Below are 14,849 nucleotides of genomic sequence, written 5' to 3' on the forward strand. Positions count from 1 at the left end.
GCGTATGAATATTTTTCTTGTCAGTGAACAGGGCGAGCTGGTTTTGCAAAAGGGCAGCCAGCTGATTGTTGAGTTTGCAAACGGCATGCGGCTTGAGCTCTCTGAAAGCCCCACACCTTTACCGCCGACCATTCCTCACGGTCTGTCTATTCGCAGTGATTGTCAGCCTCCGGTGCCATTGAACATCACGCCCGTGGCGGCAAACGGCATTGTCGTGGCCCTGGGTCAGGAAAATAGCGTTGGCATAACGATGCATATTGCCGATGCGGCGCGCTGTCTGCAGACAGTCAAAGGCAACAAGGTATTGATCAGGCTGAATAATGGCAAAACCCTCGAAGTGATGGAGGATTACGCCCGTCGTGGCCTGCTTATCTGGGGAGGGCGTGAGCCCATTCCCGGTCTGCCTATGGACGAAGTGAAAGCCAGAACCGAGAGCCTGGGCCTGTACCCGCTGGCCAGTAACCTGATTCACCTCTTTCCCTGGCGTCTGGAATAGGGGGACGCGATGCGTTTGTTGCTGATATGATGCTTTTATGTGAACAACAGGGGCAGTGCATGAACGCCGACTCGACAGCAACACGCTTCAAATTCCCACGCTGGATTGACGTCGTCAAAAGATGTGTTAACCGTGTTTCTCCGCGATCATCATCAGAACAGAGGGCGCGCAGCGATGGCCGTCAATTTTGATCTTAACGATCTCTATGCGTTTCGCGCGCTGGTGGAATACAGCAACTTTCGTCTTGCCGCGGAATCAATTTGCCTTTCGCAGTCGGCATTAAGTCGCCGGATTGAAAAGCTGGAGTCGGCGCTGGGGGTTAAGCTGTTCGACAGAACCACCCGCCACGTGACGTTGACGCTCTACGGGCAGACTTTTGCGGAACGTTCCGGTCAGCTGCTGATGAACGTCGAGTCGGTGCTGGCCGACGTCAATAAAGCGAGCCAGGATCGCGTTGGGTTAGTGACGGTAGCGACGGTGCCCTCTGCGGCATATTACTTTATGCCGGATGTGATTCGTCGCTTCCAACTGCGTTATCCTCGCGTGCGGGTTAAGATAATTGATAGCAGCGCGGGAAACGTCATTGCCGCGGTCGCCAGCGGACAGGCCGACTTCGGCATCTGCTTTGCGTGCAATTTACAGCCGGATATCGAGTTTTTGCCGTTGGTAGCGGACGTCTACGTGGCGGCCTGCCGACGCGATCACCCCATCGCCCGTCAAAAAAGCCTGACGTGGCAGGCATTTTATCAATACGACTATATCAGCCTCGATAAAACCTCCGGCAACCGTAATTTACTCGATCAAATGCTGGGGGACGTGACGCCAGAGCGGCCCAGCATCTGTGAAACGCGGCATGTGACGACGATGCTGGGGATGGTTGAAGCGGGGATAGGCATCGCTGCGGTGCCCGCCATGTCGATGCCCGCCGCAGAACACTCCGTCTTAACCCACCGTCCGCTGACTCACCCGGAGGTGAAACGGACGGTGGGGCTTATCAGACGTAACGGGCGGATGCAGTCCTATGTCGCCGCCGAGTTAGAAAAGCTCATCACCGAACAGTATCATGTTGGACACCGTCACGGAGCTTAACGCGCTGGCGGCTTCAATGACTGGTTTGCAGCGAGAGCGCCCGACGGCGATACAGATACAGCGTCGCTAACAACGCGCAGACGGCGGCAAAGCTCATCCAGTAGCCCGGTGACGCTTTATCGCCGGTATATTCAATTAATGCGGTTGATATCACCGGCGTGAATCCGCCAAACACCGCGGTCGCCAGGCTATACGCCAGTGAAAACCCCGCCACCCGCACTTCTACCGGCATAATCTCCGTTAACGCGGGGATCATTGCGCCGTTATACAAGCCGTAGATAAAAGAAAGCCACAGCAGCACTGTCAGCATCATGCTGAAGCTCGGGGCGTGAGCCAGCATGCTGAGTGCGGGGTAGGCGGTGATGAGCGCCAGCAGCGCCATCGTCACCAGCACCGTTTTGCGGCCAAAACGATCCGACAACGCGCCGCCAATCGGCAGCCAGATAAAGTTAGAGATGGCGACCAGCAGGGTGACCAGAAGACTGTCGGATGCACTGAGCATCAGCACTTTTTTACCGAAAGTCGGGGCATAGACGGTAATCAGATAGAAGGCGGTTGTCGTCATAGCGACCATCAGCATGCCCGCTACAACAACCTGCCAGTTGGCCAGCAGGGTTTTGAAAACATCCCGCATCGCCAGATGATGGCGACGGGTCTGGAACTCCTGCGTCTCTTCCAGCTTGCGGCGCAGCAAAAAGATAAACGGTACGATCAGGCAGCCGAACAGGAACGGAATTCGCCAGGCCCAGTCGTGGATCGTACTCTCTTCCAGCGCCATATTCAGCGCGAAGCCCATCGCCGCGGCCACCATAATCGCCACCTGCTGGCTACCTGACTGCCAGCTGGTATAAAAGCCCTTATTGCCCGGCGTGGCAATCTCTGCCAGATACACCGATACACCGCCCAGCTCCGCGCCCGCGGAGAATCCTTGCAACAGACGGCCACAAAGTACCAGCAGCGGCGCCCACAGGCCGATGGCCTGATAAGAGGGGATTAGGACGATCAGAAACGTGCCGGCAGCCATGATAGAGAGCGTGACAATCAGCCCTTTACGGCGTCCCACTTTATCGATGTAAGCGCCCAGCACAATCGCGCCGATTGGCCGCATCAGAAAACCGGCGCCAAAGACGGCAAAAGTCATCATCAGCGAGGCGAATTCGCTGCTGGCGGGGAAAAAGGTATGCGCGATGTAGGTGGCGTAAAAACCGAACAGGAAAAAATCGAACTGCTCCAGAAAGTTACCTGAAGTGACGCGCAAAATTGCGCCAGCCCTTGCCTGAATGGTCATTGTTGTAGCAGGTAGATGCATTTTTATCTCCAGTCTGTTCGTGACGCTTATAGCGCGCCTGTTTCAGCAGACTGGATCAGGACAATGAAGGAGATAAGCGCATTAAAATCATCGACTGATGCGTATTACGCATTAATCAGCGTTAACAATTTTATGCAGTCAGTTGCAACATGGCTTTAACAAGTATCTGTTGTGCGAAGGGGATTGATCGCATGCCAAAAATGATGACTGCGTTTTGTGACCGTGATCATTTCGGCAGATAGGCGGTGAGGGCTGGCTACGCAACAGAGCGCGTAGCCACAGGGAGGATCACCTTACTGAATGCAGCGCAGCGTCGCTCTTATTGCCATATTTATTGAGCACTTGCTCAATCACCGAGGCCAGCTCGTTAATCTCAAACTTGGCGACGTAGCCATCGGCGTTAACCTTGCGGATGTGATCTTCGTTAGCGTTGCCCGATAGAGAAGAGTGGATCACCACCGGGATATTACGCAGACGCGGGTCAGTTTTGATCTTGCGGGTGAGGGTAAAACCGTCCATCTCCGGCATCTCGAGGTCGGTTAGCACCAGGGCGATTTTGTCGCTCACCGGTACCCCTTCCTGCGCCGCCTGCTGGGCAATCAGCTCAATTTTCTCCCACGCTTCTTTGCCGGTGACGTGCAGCTGCGCGGGAATATCCATGGCCTTGAGCCCTTTTTCCAGCATCGCGCGCGCCACTTTCGAGTCTTCAGCGACAATGGCCGTTGCCCCCGGCTTAATGTTGAACTTACGCGGATTGAGCGCTTTGGCGTGCAGATCGTGGTTTGACGGGGTGATGTCATACAGAATTTGCTCCACGTCGATAACCATGGCCAGGTTGTTGCTCTCCTGATGGTCGTCGAGGCAGGCGATGCTGGTGATGTACTTACCATTGACCGCTTTCTCGGCGGTGTGGATTTGCGTCCAGTCGAGGCGGGTGATGTTCTCAACCGATTCCACGGCGAATGCCTGCACGCTGCGGGCGTATTCGGTAATCAGCAGAATATTCAGTCCGTTGCTCGGGGTGCACCCCGTGACGGCGGCGAGATCGATAACCGGGATGATCTGATCGCGAATATTCACCATCCCCATCAGCGGCGGCTTGATACCCGCGGGGCGGGTGAAGCTCGGCATCGGGACAATTTCGCGCAGCTTAAAGACGTTGATGCCGTACAGCTCTGAAGCCTCGCTCTGCGAGGCTTTGCCCAGACGGAACAGCAGCAGCTCAAAACGGTTGGACAGGGTCAGGTTAGCCCTGTCGTCGATCTCTTTCTGGAAGTTATCCATGGTGCCCTCAGCATGATACAGCGTGAACTTATTAGCTGAGTTATCGGCACGCTGAGGCAAAACGTTATTCTGGCGTGAAGGTGGCGAAATCCTCCGCCAACTCGCAGTTCGCAAAGTGGCTCTGGCACTCGGCCAGCAGACGGCGACAGCCTTCGGCATCGTAGCGCGAACTCACGTGAGTGATAATCAGCCGCCTGGCGTTGGCCGCCAGCGCCAGTTTAGCGGTCTGCTCGCTTGAGGAGTGACCGCGGCTATTGGCTTTCTCCGCCATCGCCGCTTCCAGCGTAGCCTCGTGGACCATCAGATCAACGTCACGGGCCAGCGCCAACGCCGCTTCGCAGGGGGCGGTATCGCCAAAAATGGCGATTTTTTTGCCGGGGGTCGCCGGAGCGAGATAGTCAGCGCCGTCGATGATACGCCCATCCGCCAGCGTAATGCGCTCGCCTGCTTTGAGCTTCTGGAACAGCGGGCCGAAGGGGACGCCGTCGGCAATCAGCCGTTTTGCGTCCAGCGCACCGGGTTTGTCGTGTTCTTCAACGCGAAAACCATAGCACTCTACCGGATGATTTAGCGGGTAGGCGGTCACTTTGCGCAGCCCGTCATCAAGGATCTCGCCGGCGCTGATCTCCACTATCGTCAGCGGGAAGTCGGTCCATGAACCACTCAGGCGCAGCGTCGTTTCAACAAACTCTTTCAGCCCCGTTGGGCCGTACAGCGTCAGCGGCTGAGCGCTACCGGCCATCGAGCGGCTGCAAATCAGCCCCGGCAGGCCAAACAGATGGTCGCCGTGCAGGTGGCTGATAAAAATACGCTCAATCTTGCCTGGGTTAAATGGCGTATGCAGCAACTGGTGCTGAGTACCTTCACCGCAGTCAAAAAGCCACAGCCCGGGTTGGGTCGGATGTTGCAGGTTCAGCAGCATTGCTGTTACGTTGCGGGTACGGGTTGGCACGCCCGCGGATGTGCCTAAAAAAGTCAATTGCATAGTGCCGCGCCCCTGGCGGTAAAAATAAGGTCTAAGGAGCCTACCATGATTCGCTGGCAAGATTTGCACCATTCTGAACTCACCGTCCCGGCGCTGTACGCGCTGCTGAAATTGCGCTGCGAAGTGTTTGTGGTGGAGCAAACCTGTCCGTACCTCGATGTGGACGGTGACGATCTGCTGGGCGAGAACCGTCATCTGCTGGGCTGGAAGGGTGACCGGCTGGTGGCCTATGCACGAATTCTGGTGAGCGAGGAAGAGATTGAGCCGGTGGTGATTGGCCGGGTCATCGTCAGCGCCGATGTGCGCGGCGAACGTTTAGGCCATCAGCTTATGACGCGGGCCGTCGACGCGTGCCAGCAGCGCTGGCCGCAGCGGGCGCTCTACCTCGGCGCACAGGCGCATCTGCGCGATTTTTATGCCCAGTATGGCTTTATTACCGTCACCGACGTTTATGACGAGGACGGCATTCCGCACGTGGGTATGGCGCGCGAAGCGGTGCGCGCATAACCGCGAATCCTGGCTATAGTAAAAGACAAAGTCCGTTGATTTTCAGTGCGATATTGCCTTCGCGCTTATTTACTCCCTAATCGTGGGTACTGCAATTTACGGGTAGTACCCCTTATACTATGTGGTTTTTATGATAGGGAGGTTGGCGTGCGTTCGATTTTAGCGGCGTTGCAGCGCCTGTCAGCGCTTCTGGCAGACGATTTTCCCGCGTTGCCCGGCATGCGAATCCTTGAAGCAGCTTTCCCTCTGAATGATGCCTTTGACCCGCTCGCCTGGCTGAACGGTCAGGCGGTCTGGCCACAATTTTACTGGCAGCAGCGCAGCGGCAAGGAAGAGATTGCCGCGCTGGACACCGTGTGCACGTTCTCCTCGTTGGCGCAGGCGAATGCCTTTCTTGCTACGCTGCCGCGTGATGACATCCGCGTGTGTGGCGTTAATGCCTTTGAACCGACACGCGGCACGCTGTTTTTGCCGCGTCTGGAATGGCGACGTGAAGCTGGCCGGGCCACCCTGCGGTTGAATCTGTGGAGCGAGACTTCGCTGGCACAGGACGCCGAGCGGGCGCGGGCCTGTCTGGCGGCGCTCAGCGCCCATCATTCCTCTGCTGAACTCTCGCTGCATCAGGAGAGCGAAACCCATCGTCCAGGCAAAGAGGGCTGGTGTCGGCTGATTCAGCAGGCGACCCAGGCGATCCGCGACGGTGAGTTCACGAAAGTGGTGCTGGCGCGCGCGACGGACCTCACTTTCAGCCATGCGCCGGACGCCGGTGCGCTGATGGCCGCCAGTCGCCGGGTCAATTTCTCTTGCTATCATTTCTACATGGCCTTTGACGCTCGCCGGGCGTTTCTGGGGTCATCGCCGGAACGTTTATGGCGGCGACGTGGCGTGCAGCTGCTGACCGAGGCGCTGGCCGGAACGGTGGCCGCGCATGACGATCCGGTCATCGCGCAGCGGTTGGGCGACTGGCTGATGCACGACGATAAGAACCAGCGGGAAAACGGTCTGGTGGTTGACGATATCTGCCAGCGGTTGCAGGACGTCACGCACGCGCTGGATGTGCTGCCTGCGGAAATCGTCCGCCTGCGTAAGGTACAGCATCTGCGCCGTCGCATTCAGGCAGAACTCACGCAACCGGACGACACGCTGTGCCTGCTCCAGCTTCAGCCGACGGCGGCGGTCGCCGGGTTACCCAGAGCGGCGGCGTTGGCGTTTATTGACCATTTTGAACCGTTTACCCGTGAAGAGTACGCGGGGTCCGCGGGCTATCTTTCGCGGCAGCAGAGTGAGTTTTGCGTCGCGCTGCGTTCAGCCAGGGTGGAGGACAAGACCGTGCGGCTGTATGCGGGGGCCGGGATTGTCGAAGGCTCCGACCCCGAGCAGGAGTGGCAGGAAATCGAAAATAAAGCGGCGGGGCTGCGCTCATTGCTATTCTCTGAATAGAACATTATCGACTCATATCAAAATCCTACGCTGTCGTAGTCTTTATACTGAGTCGCAATATTTGATACCGGACAAATTCATGTCAGTAAGCGCATTTAACCGACGCTGGGCGGCGGTGATTCTGGAAGCTTTAACCCGTCATGGCGTGCGCCACGTTTGCATTGCCCCCGGGTCGCGTTCAACGCCGCTCACTCTTGCGGCGGCGGAAAACCGCGCCTTTATTCATCATACCCATTTTGATGAACGCGGCCTTGGCCATCTGGCGCTGGGCCTGGCGAAAGTGAGCCGCCAGCCGGTGGCCGTTATCGTCACCTCCGGTACCGCGGTGGCGAACCTCTATCCTGCGCTGATTGAAGCCGGGCTGACCGGTGAAAAAATTATTCTCCTCACCGCCGACCGTCCGCCGGAGCTGATTGACTGCGGCGCGAATCAGGCGATTCGCCAGCCGGGAATGTTTGCTTCGCACCCTTCGCAGACCGTATCGCTACCGCGCCCGAGCCAGGATATTCCAGCTCGTTGGCTGGTATCGGTGGTGGATGATGCGCTGGGTGCGCTGCATTCTGGCGGCGTTCACATTAATTGCCCGTTCGCGGAACCGCTGTACGGCGATATGGATGACACCGGGCTGGCCTGGCAGCAGGCGCTGGGCGACTGGTGGCAGGGAGATAAACCCTGGCTGCGCGAAGCGCTGCATCAGGAGAGCGCGGTCCAGCGCGACTGGTTCTTCTGGCGGCAGAAACGCGGCGTAGTGGTGGCGGGGCGCATGAGCGCGGAAGAGGGCAAACGCGTCGCCGAATGGGCCAAAACGCTGGGCTGGCCGCTGATTGGCGACGTACTGTCGCAAACCGGGCAACCGCTGCCCTGCGCCGATCTGTGGCTGGGTAATCCGGCGGCGGTCAGCGAGCTGCAACAGGCGCATATTGTGGTGCAAATCGGTAGCAGCCTCACCGGCAAACGGGTGCTGCAATGGCAGCTTGCCTGCGAGCCGGACGAATACTGGCTGGTAGACTCGCTCCCCGGCCGCCTGGACCCGGCACACCATCGCGGGCGTCGACTGGTCAGCAATATCGAGCAGTGGCTGGAGAAGCATCCTGCTGAAAAACGCGCGCCGTGGGCCACTGTTATTCCGGCGCTCTCCGCGCAGGCCTGGCAGGCGGTGGCTGCCCAGAGCGAGCGTTTCGGCGAAGCGCAGCTGGCGCACCGTATTCGCCACTATCTGCCGGATCAAGGGCAGCTATTTGTCGGCAACAGTCTCGTGGTGCGCCTGATTGACGCTTTAGGCCAGCTGCCTGCGGGCTATCCGGTCTACAGCAACCGTGGCGCCAGCGGGATTGACGGGCTGATTTCGACGGCGGCAGGCGTGCAGCGCGGCAGCGCGCGGCCAACGCTGGCAATCGTCGGCGATCTTTCGGCGCTCTACGACCTTAACGCGCTGGCGCTGCTGCGCCAGGTCTCCGCGCCGCTGGTGCTGATTGTGGTCAACAATAACGGCGGGCAGATATTTTCGCTGCTGCCGACACCGGTGGAAGAGCGCGAGCGTTTCTACGCCATGCCGCAGAACGTGCACTTTGAACATGCGGCGAAAATGTTTGGCCTGAACTACCATCAGCCGCAGGACTGGGCGGCGCTGGAGTCCGCACTCGCTGCCGCCTGGCGTGCGCCGGCAACCACGGTGATTGAACTGGTGGTTAACGACACCGACGGCGCGCAAACGCTGCAACAACTGCTGGCGCAGGTGAGTCATCTATGATTCTCCACGCCGTCGCCGAGCGGGGCGACCCAACGCAGCCGTGGCTGGTGTTCCTGCACGGTTTTTCCGGCGACCATCGGGAATGGCAGCCAGTGGGCGAACGCTTTACGCGCGCCAACCGGCTGTATATCGATCTCCCCGGCCATGGTAGCTCGGCGAACGTGCAGGTAGACGGCTTCGCCGACGTGGATGCGTTGCTCACGGCGACGTTGCTTAGTTACAACATACTTAATTACTGGCTGGTGGGGTACTCGCTGGGCGGCCGGGTGGCGATGCACTACGCCTGTGGCTCGCGGGCAGACGGCCTGGCAGGCGTTATCGTCGAAGGCGGTCATCCCGGCCTGATGGACGACGCCGAGCGCGCGCAGCGCTGGCGCAACGACCGACAGTGGGCGCAGCGTTTTGCCCAGCAGCCGCTGGCTGAGGTCTTTGCCGACTGGTATCAGCAGCCGGTGTTCGCCAGCCTGACCGCCGAACAGCGCGATGCGCTGGTGGCGCTACGCCAGCAGAACCACGGCGTTGGGCTGGCGGCGATGCTGCTGGCCACCTCTCTCGCGGTGCAGGACGATCTGCGTCCGGCGCTGCAAGCCCGTACTTTCCCTTTCTGGTATCTCTGTGGCGAGCACGACCGCAAGTTTCAGGCGATTGCCGAAACGCTGGCGCTGCCTTGCCATATTATTCGTGATGCCGGACACAACGCGCACCGGGAAAATCCCTCAGGCGTCGTCGCGTGTCTGGCGCAGATTTTGCCTGCTAACTTATAGGAATCGCTATGATTTATCCTGATGAAGCTATGCTGTACACCCCTGCCGAGTGGCACGACTGTTCCGAAGGCTTTACCGACATTCGTTATGAAAAATCGGCTGACGGCATCGCTAAAATCACCATCAATCGCCCGCAGGTCCGCAACGCGTTTCGTCCGCTGACGGTCAAAGAAATGATCCAGGCGCTGGCGGACGCGCGCTATGACGACAACGTCGGCGTGATCATTTTAACCGGCGAAGGTGATAAAGCCTTCTGCGCCGGCGGCGACCAGAAAGTACGCGGTGACTACGGCGGCTACCAGGACGACAGCGGCGTGCATCACCTGAACGTTCTCGACTTCCAGCGTCAGATTCGCACCTGCCCGAAACCGGTGGTGGCGATGGTGGCTGGCTACTCCATCGGCGGCGGCCACGTGTTGCACATGATGTGCGACCTGACCATTGCGGCGGAAAACGCCATCTTCGGCCAGACCGGTCCGAAAGTGGGCTCCTTCGACGGCGGCTGGGGCGCGTCTTACATGGCGCGCATTGTGGGTCAGAAAAAAGCGCGTGAAATCTGGTTCCTGTGCCGTCAGTACGATGCCAAAGCGGCGCTGGATATGGGCCTGGTGAACACCGTGGTTCCGCTGGCGGATCTGGAAAAAGAGACCGTGCGCTGGTGCCGCGAAATGCTGCAAAACAGCCCGATGGCGCTGCGCTGCCTGAAAGCGGCATTGAACGCTGACTGCGACGGCCAGGCCGGTCTGCAGGAGCTGGCGGGGAACGCCACCATGCTGTTCTACATGACGGAAGAAGGTCAGGAAGGCCGCAACGCCTTCAACCAGAAGCGTCAGCCTGACTTCAGCAAATTCAAACGGAACCCGTAATGCGTAGCGCGCAGGTTTATCGCTGGCAGATTCCAATGGACGCGGGTGTGGTGCTGCGCGATCGGCGGCTGAAAACCCGCGACGGGTTATTCGTCTACCTGCGTGATGGCGAACGGGACGGCTGGGGAGAAATCTCCCCACTCCCGGGCTTTAGCCGCGAAACGTTGGACGAAGCGCAGTCTGCGCTGCTGGCCTGGGCCGACGCCTGGCGGCAGGGCGGTGACGCGCCGTTGCCCGACGTGCCTTCCGTGGCGTTTGGCATCAGCTGCGCGCTGGCGGAAGTCAACGATGCGCTACCGTTGGCGGCAGACTATCGCGCGGCGCCGCTGTGTACCGGCGATCCTGATGATCTGGTACTGAAGCTTGCTGAGATGCCCGGTGAGAAAGTGGCGAAGGTGAAAGTGGGCCTGTACGAAGCGGTACGCGACGGCATGGTGGTCAACCTGCTGCTGGAAGCGGTGCCTGAGCTGACGCTGCGCCTTGACGCCAACCGCGCCTGGACGCCGTTGAAAGCCCAGCAGTTCGCCAAATACGTTAATCCGCATAACCGTTCCCGGATTGCCTTCCTCGAAGAACCCTGTAAAACCCGTGACGACTCGCGCGCCTTTGCCCGGGAAACCGGCATCGCGATTGCCTGGGACGAAAGCCTGCGGGAAGCGGATTTTCGCTTTGCGGCTGAACCGGGCGTGCGGGCGGTGGTCATTAAGCCGACGCTGACCGGCAGCCTGGCGCGGGTGAAAGAACAGGTCGACGCGGCGCATGCCCTTGGCCTGACGGCGGTCATCAGCTCTTCTCTCGAATCCAGCCTTGGGCTGACCCAACTGGCGCGCATTGCCGCCTGGCTGACGCCGCAGACCATGCCGGGCCTCGACACGCTGAATCTGATGCAGACGCAGCTGATTCGCTGTTGGCCGGAAAGCCCGCTGCCGTGCGGCGCGATTGAGGATATGGAGCCGTTACTGTGACTTTCACAACCTGGCCATGGCGACACTGGCGCGCGCGACGCGACGGGAAGATAGCGCTGCGTTTTGATAATGAAAGCCTGAACTGGCCAACGCTGTGCCAGCGTATTGATCGGCTCGCCGCGGGGTTTCAGGCGCAGGGCGTCAAAGCTGAGGATGGCGTGGCGCTGTGCGCGCGTAACAGCGCGGACGCCGTGCTGGCCTGGCTGGCGCTGCTCCAGTGCGGCGCGCGAATTTTACCGCTCAACCCACGCCTGCCTGCATCGCTGGTTGGCGAGCTACTGCCGGCGCTCACTCTGAGCCACATCCTGAATCTTGATGCGCAAGTGCATTACGGCCTCCCGGCGCTCAGCCTGCAAGAAGCGGAGGAGTATCGCGAGGTGGAGTGGCAGGCGGATCGTCTGGCATCAATGACGTTGACCTCCGGTTCGACAGGGTTACCGAAGGCCGCCGTACACCGCTGCGCGGCGCATCTGGCGAGCGCGAAAGGGGTATTGAGCCTGATACCGTTCGGGGAAAATGACGGTTGGCTGCTGTCGCTGCCGCTGTTTCATGTTTCCGGGCAGGGCATCTTCTGGCGATGGCTGCTGGCGGGCGCGCAGATGGCGGTCAGCGAACGTCCATTAGCCGAGGCGCTGGCGCATTGCACCCATGCCTCGTTGGTGCCGACGCAGCTGTGGCGACTGCTGAACGACAATCAACCGCTGTCCCTGAAGGCGGTATTGTTGGGCGGTGCGGCCATTCCTGCCGAACTGACCGAACAGGCGGCAGCCCGAGGGATTCGCACCTTTTGCGGCTATGGTCTGACCGAATTCGCCTCTACCGTTTGCGCGCGTGAGGCCAACGGTGGGGACGATGTGGGCGCACCGCTGCCGGGCCGGGAGTTGCGCCTGGTGGACGGCGAAATCTGGTTGCGGGCCAGCAGCATGGCGGCAGGCTACTGGCGCGATGGGCGTTTAGCGCCGTTAGTCAACGCCGAAGGCTGGTTTGCCACCCGCGATCGCGGCGAGCTGCATGACGGTCGGCTGCGGGTGATTGGCCGCCTGGATAACCTGTTTTTCAGCGGCGGCGAAGGTATTCAGCCGGAAGAGGTCGAGCGGGTTATCGTCCAGCACCCTTTGGTGAATCAGGTGTTTGTTGTCCCGGTGGATGACGCTGAATTTGGTCAGCGCCCGGTGGCGGTGGTGGAGGGCGAACCTGCGCTGGATTTACCGCAGTTGGCCGCCTGGGCAAAAGATAAACTGGCCGGTTTTCAGCAGCCTTGCCGTTGGCTGCGCTTGCCCGAAGCGATGACAAGCGGCGGCATAAAAGTCTCACGACATCAGCTGACCCTCTGGGTTGCCACACAGTTATCCTGATCAATAATAAGTTGCAGCTATTTTGTGAATAATAAACATCATTGTTGCGGATGAATGGGAAGTAATTCGTTACAATCCCGGCGATTATTGTCCGTTTCGTACATTGAATCCGCCGTGTATCGCAGTACAATTCAGCGGGTTATGGGGTTTATTTTCGCTTTGCGTGAAAGGAATAAGATGAAAAAGAGCGTGTTATTGAGTCTGGCAGGGCTGATGTTTGTCTCTGCGTCAGCGAGTGCGATCAGTTTTAACGGTCAGGCCGGTAAAGATTATACCAACCTGGGCTTTGGTCTGGGCACCGAAACGTCGGGCCTGGCATTAACCGGTAACTGGACGCACAACGACGACGACGGCGACGTCGCGGGTCTGGGCCTTGGGCTGAATATCCCGCTGGGTCCGTTCCTGGCGACCGTTGGCGGTAAAGGTATCTACACGAACCCGAACGACGGCGACGAAGGCTATGCAGCAGCGGTTGGCGGCGGCCTGCAGTGGAAAATTGGCGACAGCCTGCGTCTGTTCGGCGAGTACTACTACTCTCCGGATTCCCTGTCCAGCGGCATCGACAGCTACACTGAAGCCAATGCGGGCGCGCGTTTCACCCTTATGCGTCCAATCAGCATTGAAGCGGGCTATCGTTACCTGAACCTGGCGGGTAAAGACGGCAACCGCGACAACGCCGTGGCCGATGGCCCGTACGTTGGCGTCAGCGCATCATTCTGATTTTCTCCGGCGCAGCGTCCGCTGCGCCAGTTTTCTCTTCTTAAATCCTTCGCTTGCGTTATAGTTAATCGTCCTCTTTTTATTGGAGAAAGTGATGATAACGGTAGAGATGCTGTCCACCGGTGACGAAGTCTTATCGGGGCAGATCGTCGATACAAACGCAGCCTGGCTTGCCGATTTTTGTTTCCAGCAGGGTATTCCGTTGTCCCGCCGCAATACCGTGGGGGATAACCTGGACGATTTAGTGGCGATTCTGCGCGAGCGTAGCACGCAGGCTGACATCCTCATCGTCAATGGCGGCCTGGGGCCGACCAGCGATGACCTCAGCGCTCTGGCGGCCGCCACCGCGAAGGGTGAGTCGCTGATTCTGCACGAGGAGTGGCTGGCGTTTATGGAGCGCTTCTTCAGCGAGCGTGGCCGCGTCATGGCGCCGAGCAATCGCAAGCAGGCTGAGATTCCCGCCAGCGCCGAGTTGATTGATAATCCGGTTGGCACCGCCTGCGGTTTTGCCGTTAAGCTCAACCGTTGTCTGATGTTCTTCACACCGGGCGTGCCGTCTGAATTTAAGGTGATGGTGGAACATGAAATTTTGCCGCGCATTCGTCAGCGTTATCCGGTCGGCGAGCCGCCGGTTTGCCTGCGCTTAACCACGTTTGGCCGCTCGGAAAGCGATCTCGCCCAGAGCCTGCAGCATCTCGATCTGCCGCCGGGCGTGACCATGGGCTACCGTTCTTCCATGCCGATTATAGAACTGAAGCTGACCGGGCCGTCGGAACATCGCGAGGCGATGCTGGCGTTATGGCCAGAGGTGCAGAAAGTGGCCGGGGAAAGCCTGATTTTTGAAGGTACTGAGGGGGTACCTGCACAGCTGGCCCGCGTGCTGAAAGAAAAACAGCTAAGCCTGACGCTGAGCGAGCAGTTTACCAGCGGGCTTATCGCGCTCCAGCTTTCTCGCGCCGGTGCGCCGCTGCTGGCGAGTGAAGTGGTGCCGCCGCAGGATGAGACGCTGGCGCAAACCGCACGTTGGGCCGCCGAGCGGCGGGTGAATCATTTTGCCGGGCTGGCCCTGGCGGTGAGCGGGCTGGAGAGCGAGCACATTAACTTTGCACTCTCGACGCCGGAAGGCACTCACGCGCTACAGGTGAAGTTCAGCAATACGCGTCATGGCCTGGCGATACGCCAGGAAGTGTGCGCCATGATGGCGCTGAACATGCTGCGTCGCTGGCTCCACGGCAAACCGGTGGCCAGCGAACATGGCTGGATTAACGTGGTTGATTCGCTGGTGCTGTAAGCGCCCGATGGCGCGTTGTTTTCCCCCT

14 protein-coding genes are annotated in these 14,849 nt (G+C 59.3%); 11 read left to right on the forward strand and 3 right to left on the reverse strand.

The annotated features are described in order from the left end of the window. The first annotated feature begins 4 nt into the window (after positions 1 to 4). Together GY169_RS23400 and GY169_RS07415 are read left to right on the forward strand one after the other, a co-directional pair. Positions 5 to 496 carry a hypothetical protein gene (locus tag GY169_RS23400; RefSeq protein ID WP_223882148.1) on the forward strand — a complete coding sequence of 164 codons (492 nt, stop codon included), beginning with the start codon at positions 5 to 7 and terminating at the stop codon, positions 494 to 496. 174 nt (positions 497 to 670) lie between these two features. Then, positions 671 to 1,585, forward strand: a complete 915-nt coding sequence (locus GY169_RS07415) for a LysR family transcriptional regulator (protein WP_163449052.1) — start codon at positions 671 to 673, stop codon at positions 1,583 to 1,585. Positions 1,586 to 1,598: 13 nt separating this feature from the next. Here the strand turns inward: GY169_RS07415 and GY169_RS07420 are convergent, their stop codons facing one another. From GY169_RS07420 to rnz, 3 genes are all read right to left on the reverse strand, one after another. Further along, positions 1,599 to 2,894 (reverse strand): MFS transporter, encoded by a 1,296-nt coding sequence (locus GY169_RS07420; RefSeq protein ID WP_191091020.1) that lies wholly within the window; start codon positions 2,892 to 2,894, stop codon positions 1,599 to 1,601. Between the two features lie 288 nt (positions 2,895 to 3,182). Beyond that, positions 3,183 to 4,178, reverse strand: coding sequence for a chemotaxis protein (locus GY169_RS07425; RefSeq protein WP_064544072.1), 996 nt, complete (start codon positions 4,176 to 4,178; stop codon positions 3,183 to 3,185). Between the two features lie 64 nt (positions 4,179 to 4,242). Then, a complete protein-coding gene (gene rnz, locus GY169_RS07430) occupies positions 4,243 to 5,163 on the reverse strand; it encodes a ribonuclease Z (protein WP_167575366.1) in 921 nt (306 codons plus the stop codon). A gap of 45 nt (positions 5,164 to 5,208) precedes the next feature. Between rnz and GY169_RS07435 the strand changes: the two genes are divergently transcribed. From GY169_RS07435 to GY169_RS07475, 9 genes are all read left to right on the forward strand, one after another. Next, positions 5,209 to 5,670 (forward strand): GNAT family N-acetyltransferase, encoded by a 462-nt coding sequence (locus GY169_RS07435; RefSeq protein ID WP_167575367.1) that lies wholly within the window; start codon positions 5,209 to 5,211, stop codon positions 5,668 to 5,670. 147 nt (positions 5,671 to 5,817) lie between these two features. Then, positions 5,818 to 7,110 (forward strand): isochorismate synthase MenF, encoded by a 1,293-nt coding sequence (menF, locus tag GY169_RS07440; protein ID WP_163449049.1) that lies wholly within the window; start codon positions 5,818 to 5,820, stop codon positions 7,108 to 7,110. Positions 7,111 to 7,189: 79 nt separating this feature from the next. Then, on the forward strand, positions 7,190 to 8,860 hold the full coding sequence (gene menD / locus GY169_RS07445; protein WP_167575368.1) for a 2-succinyl-5-enolpyruvyl-6-hydroxy-3-cyclohexene-1-carboxylic-acid synthase: 1,671 nt from the start codon (positions 7,190 to 7,192) through the stop codon (positions 8,858 to 8,860). Next, entirely contained in the window at positions 8,857 to 9,624 is a 768-nt protein-coding gene (menH, locus tag GY169_RS07450; RefSeq protein ID WP_167575369.1) for a 2-succinyl-6-hydroxy-2,4-cyclohexadiene-1-carboxylate synthase, read from the forward strand. The genes menD and menH overlap by 4 nt, the downstream gene beginning before the upstream one ends. Positions 9,625 to 9,632: 8 nt before the next feature. Then, positions 9,633 to 10,490, forward strand: coding sequence for a 1,4-dihydroxy-2-naphthoyl-CoA synthase (gene menB / locus GY169_RS07455; RefSeq protein WP_167575370.1), 858 nt, complete (start codon positions 9,633 to 9,635; stop codon positions 10,488 to 10,490). Next, positions 10,490 to 11,455, forward strand: coding sequence for an o-succinylbenzoate synthase (gene menC / locus GY169_RS07460; RefSeq protein WP_167575371.1), 966 nt, complete (start codon positions 10,490 to 10,492; stop codon positions 11,453 to 11,455). Before menB ends, menC begins: the two co-directional genes overlap by 1 nt. Continuing rightward, complete coding sequence (menE, locus tag GY169_RS07465; RefSeq protein WP_167575372.1) at positions 11,452 to 12,810, forward strand: o-succinylbenzoate--CoA ligase; 1,359 nt, start codon at positions 11,452 to 11,454, stop codon at positions 12,808 to 12,810. Before menC ends, menE begins: the two co-directional genes overlap by 4 nt. Positions 12,811 to 12,987: 177 nt before the next feature. Then, complete coding sequence (locus GY169_RS07470) at positions 12,988 to 13,530, forward strand: YfaZ family protein (RefSeq protein ID WP_163449043.1); 543 nt, start codon at positions 12,988 to 12,990, stop codon at positions 13,528 to 13,530. Between the two features lie 94 nt (positions 13,531 to 13,624). Next, positions 13,625 to 14,821 (forward strand): nicotinamide mononucleotide deamidase-related protein YfaY, encoded by a 1,197-nt coding sequence (locus tag GY169_RS07475; RefSeq protein ID WP_167575373.1) that lies wholly within the window; start codon positions 13,625 to 13,627, stop codon positions 14,819 to 14,821. The last annotated feature ends 28 nt before the right edge of the window (positions 14,822 to 14,849 follow it).

Source organism: Kluyvera genomosp. 3 (assembly GCF_011765685.1).
Taxonomy (GTDB): Bacteria; Pseudomonadota; Gammaproteobacteria; order Enterobacterales; family Enterobacteriaceae; genus Kluyvera; species Kluyvera georgiana_A.

What these genes read in the sequence shown, in the direction of transcription:
- GY169_RS23400 (WP_223882148.1), top strand. Translation starts at nt 5, where the DNA reads ATGAATATTTTTCTTGTCAGTGAACAGGGCGAGCTGGTTTTGCAAAAG.
- GY169_RS07415 (WP_163449052.1), top strand. Translation starts at nt 671, where the DNA reads ATGGCCGTCAATTTTGATCTTAACGATCTCTATGCGTTTCGCGCGCTG.
- GY169_RS07420 (WP_191091020.1), bottom strand. Translation starts at nt 2,894, where the DNA reads ATGCATCTACCTGCTACAACAATGACCATTCAGGCAAGGGCTGGCGCA.
- GY169_RS07425 (WP_064544072.1), bottom strand. Translation starts at nt 4,178, where the DNA reads ATGGATAACTTCCAGAAAGAGATCGACGACAGGGCTAACCTGACCCTG.
- rnz (WP_167575366.1), bottom strand. Translation starts at nt 5,163, where the DNA reads ATGCAATTGACTTTTTTAGGCACATCCGCGGGCGTGCCAACCCGTACC.
- GY169_RS07435 (WP_167575367.1), top strand. Translation starts at nt 5,209, where the DNA reads ATGATTCGCTGGCAAGATTTGCACCATTCTGAACTCACCGTCCCGGCG.
- menD (WP_167575368.1), top strand. Translation starts at nt 7,190, where the DNA reads ATGTCAGTAAGCGCATTTAACCGACGCTGGGCGGCGGTGATTCTGGAA.
- menH (WP_167575369.1), top strand. Translation starts at nt 8,857, where the DNA reads ATGATTCTCCACGCCGTCGCCGAGCGGGGCGACCCAACGCAGCCGTGG.
- menB (WP_167575370.1), top strand. Translation starts at nt 9,633, where the DNA reads ATGATTTATCCTGATGAAGCTATGCTGTACACCCCTGCCGAGTGGCAC.
- menC (WP_167575371.1), top strand. Translation starts at nt 10,490, where the DNA reads ATGCGTAGCGCGCAGGTTTATCGCTGGCAGATTCCAATGGACGCGGGT.
- GY169_RS07470 (WP_163449043.1), top strand. Translation starts at nt 12,988, where the DNA reads ATGAAAAAGAGCGTGTTATTGAGTCTGGCAGGGCTGATGTTTGTCTCT.
- GY169_RS07475 (WP_167575373.1), top strand. Translation starts at nt 13,625, where the DNA reads ATGATAACGGTAGAGATGCTGTCCACCGGTGACGAAGTCTTATCGGGG.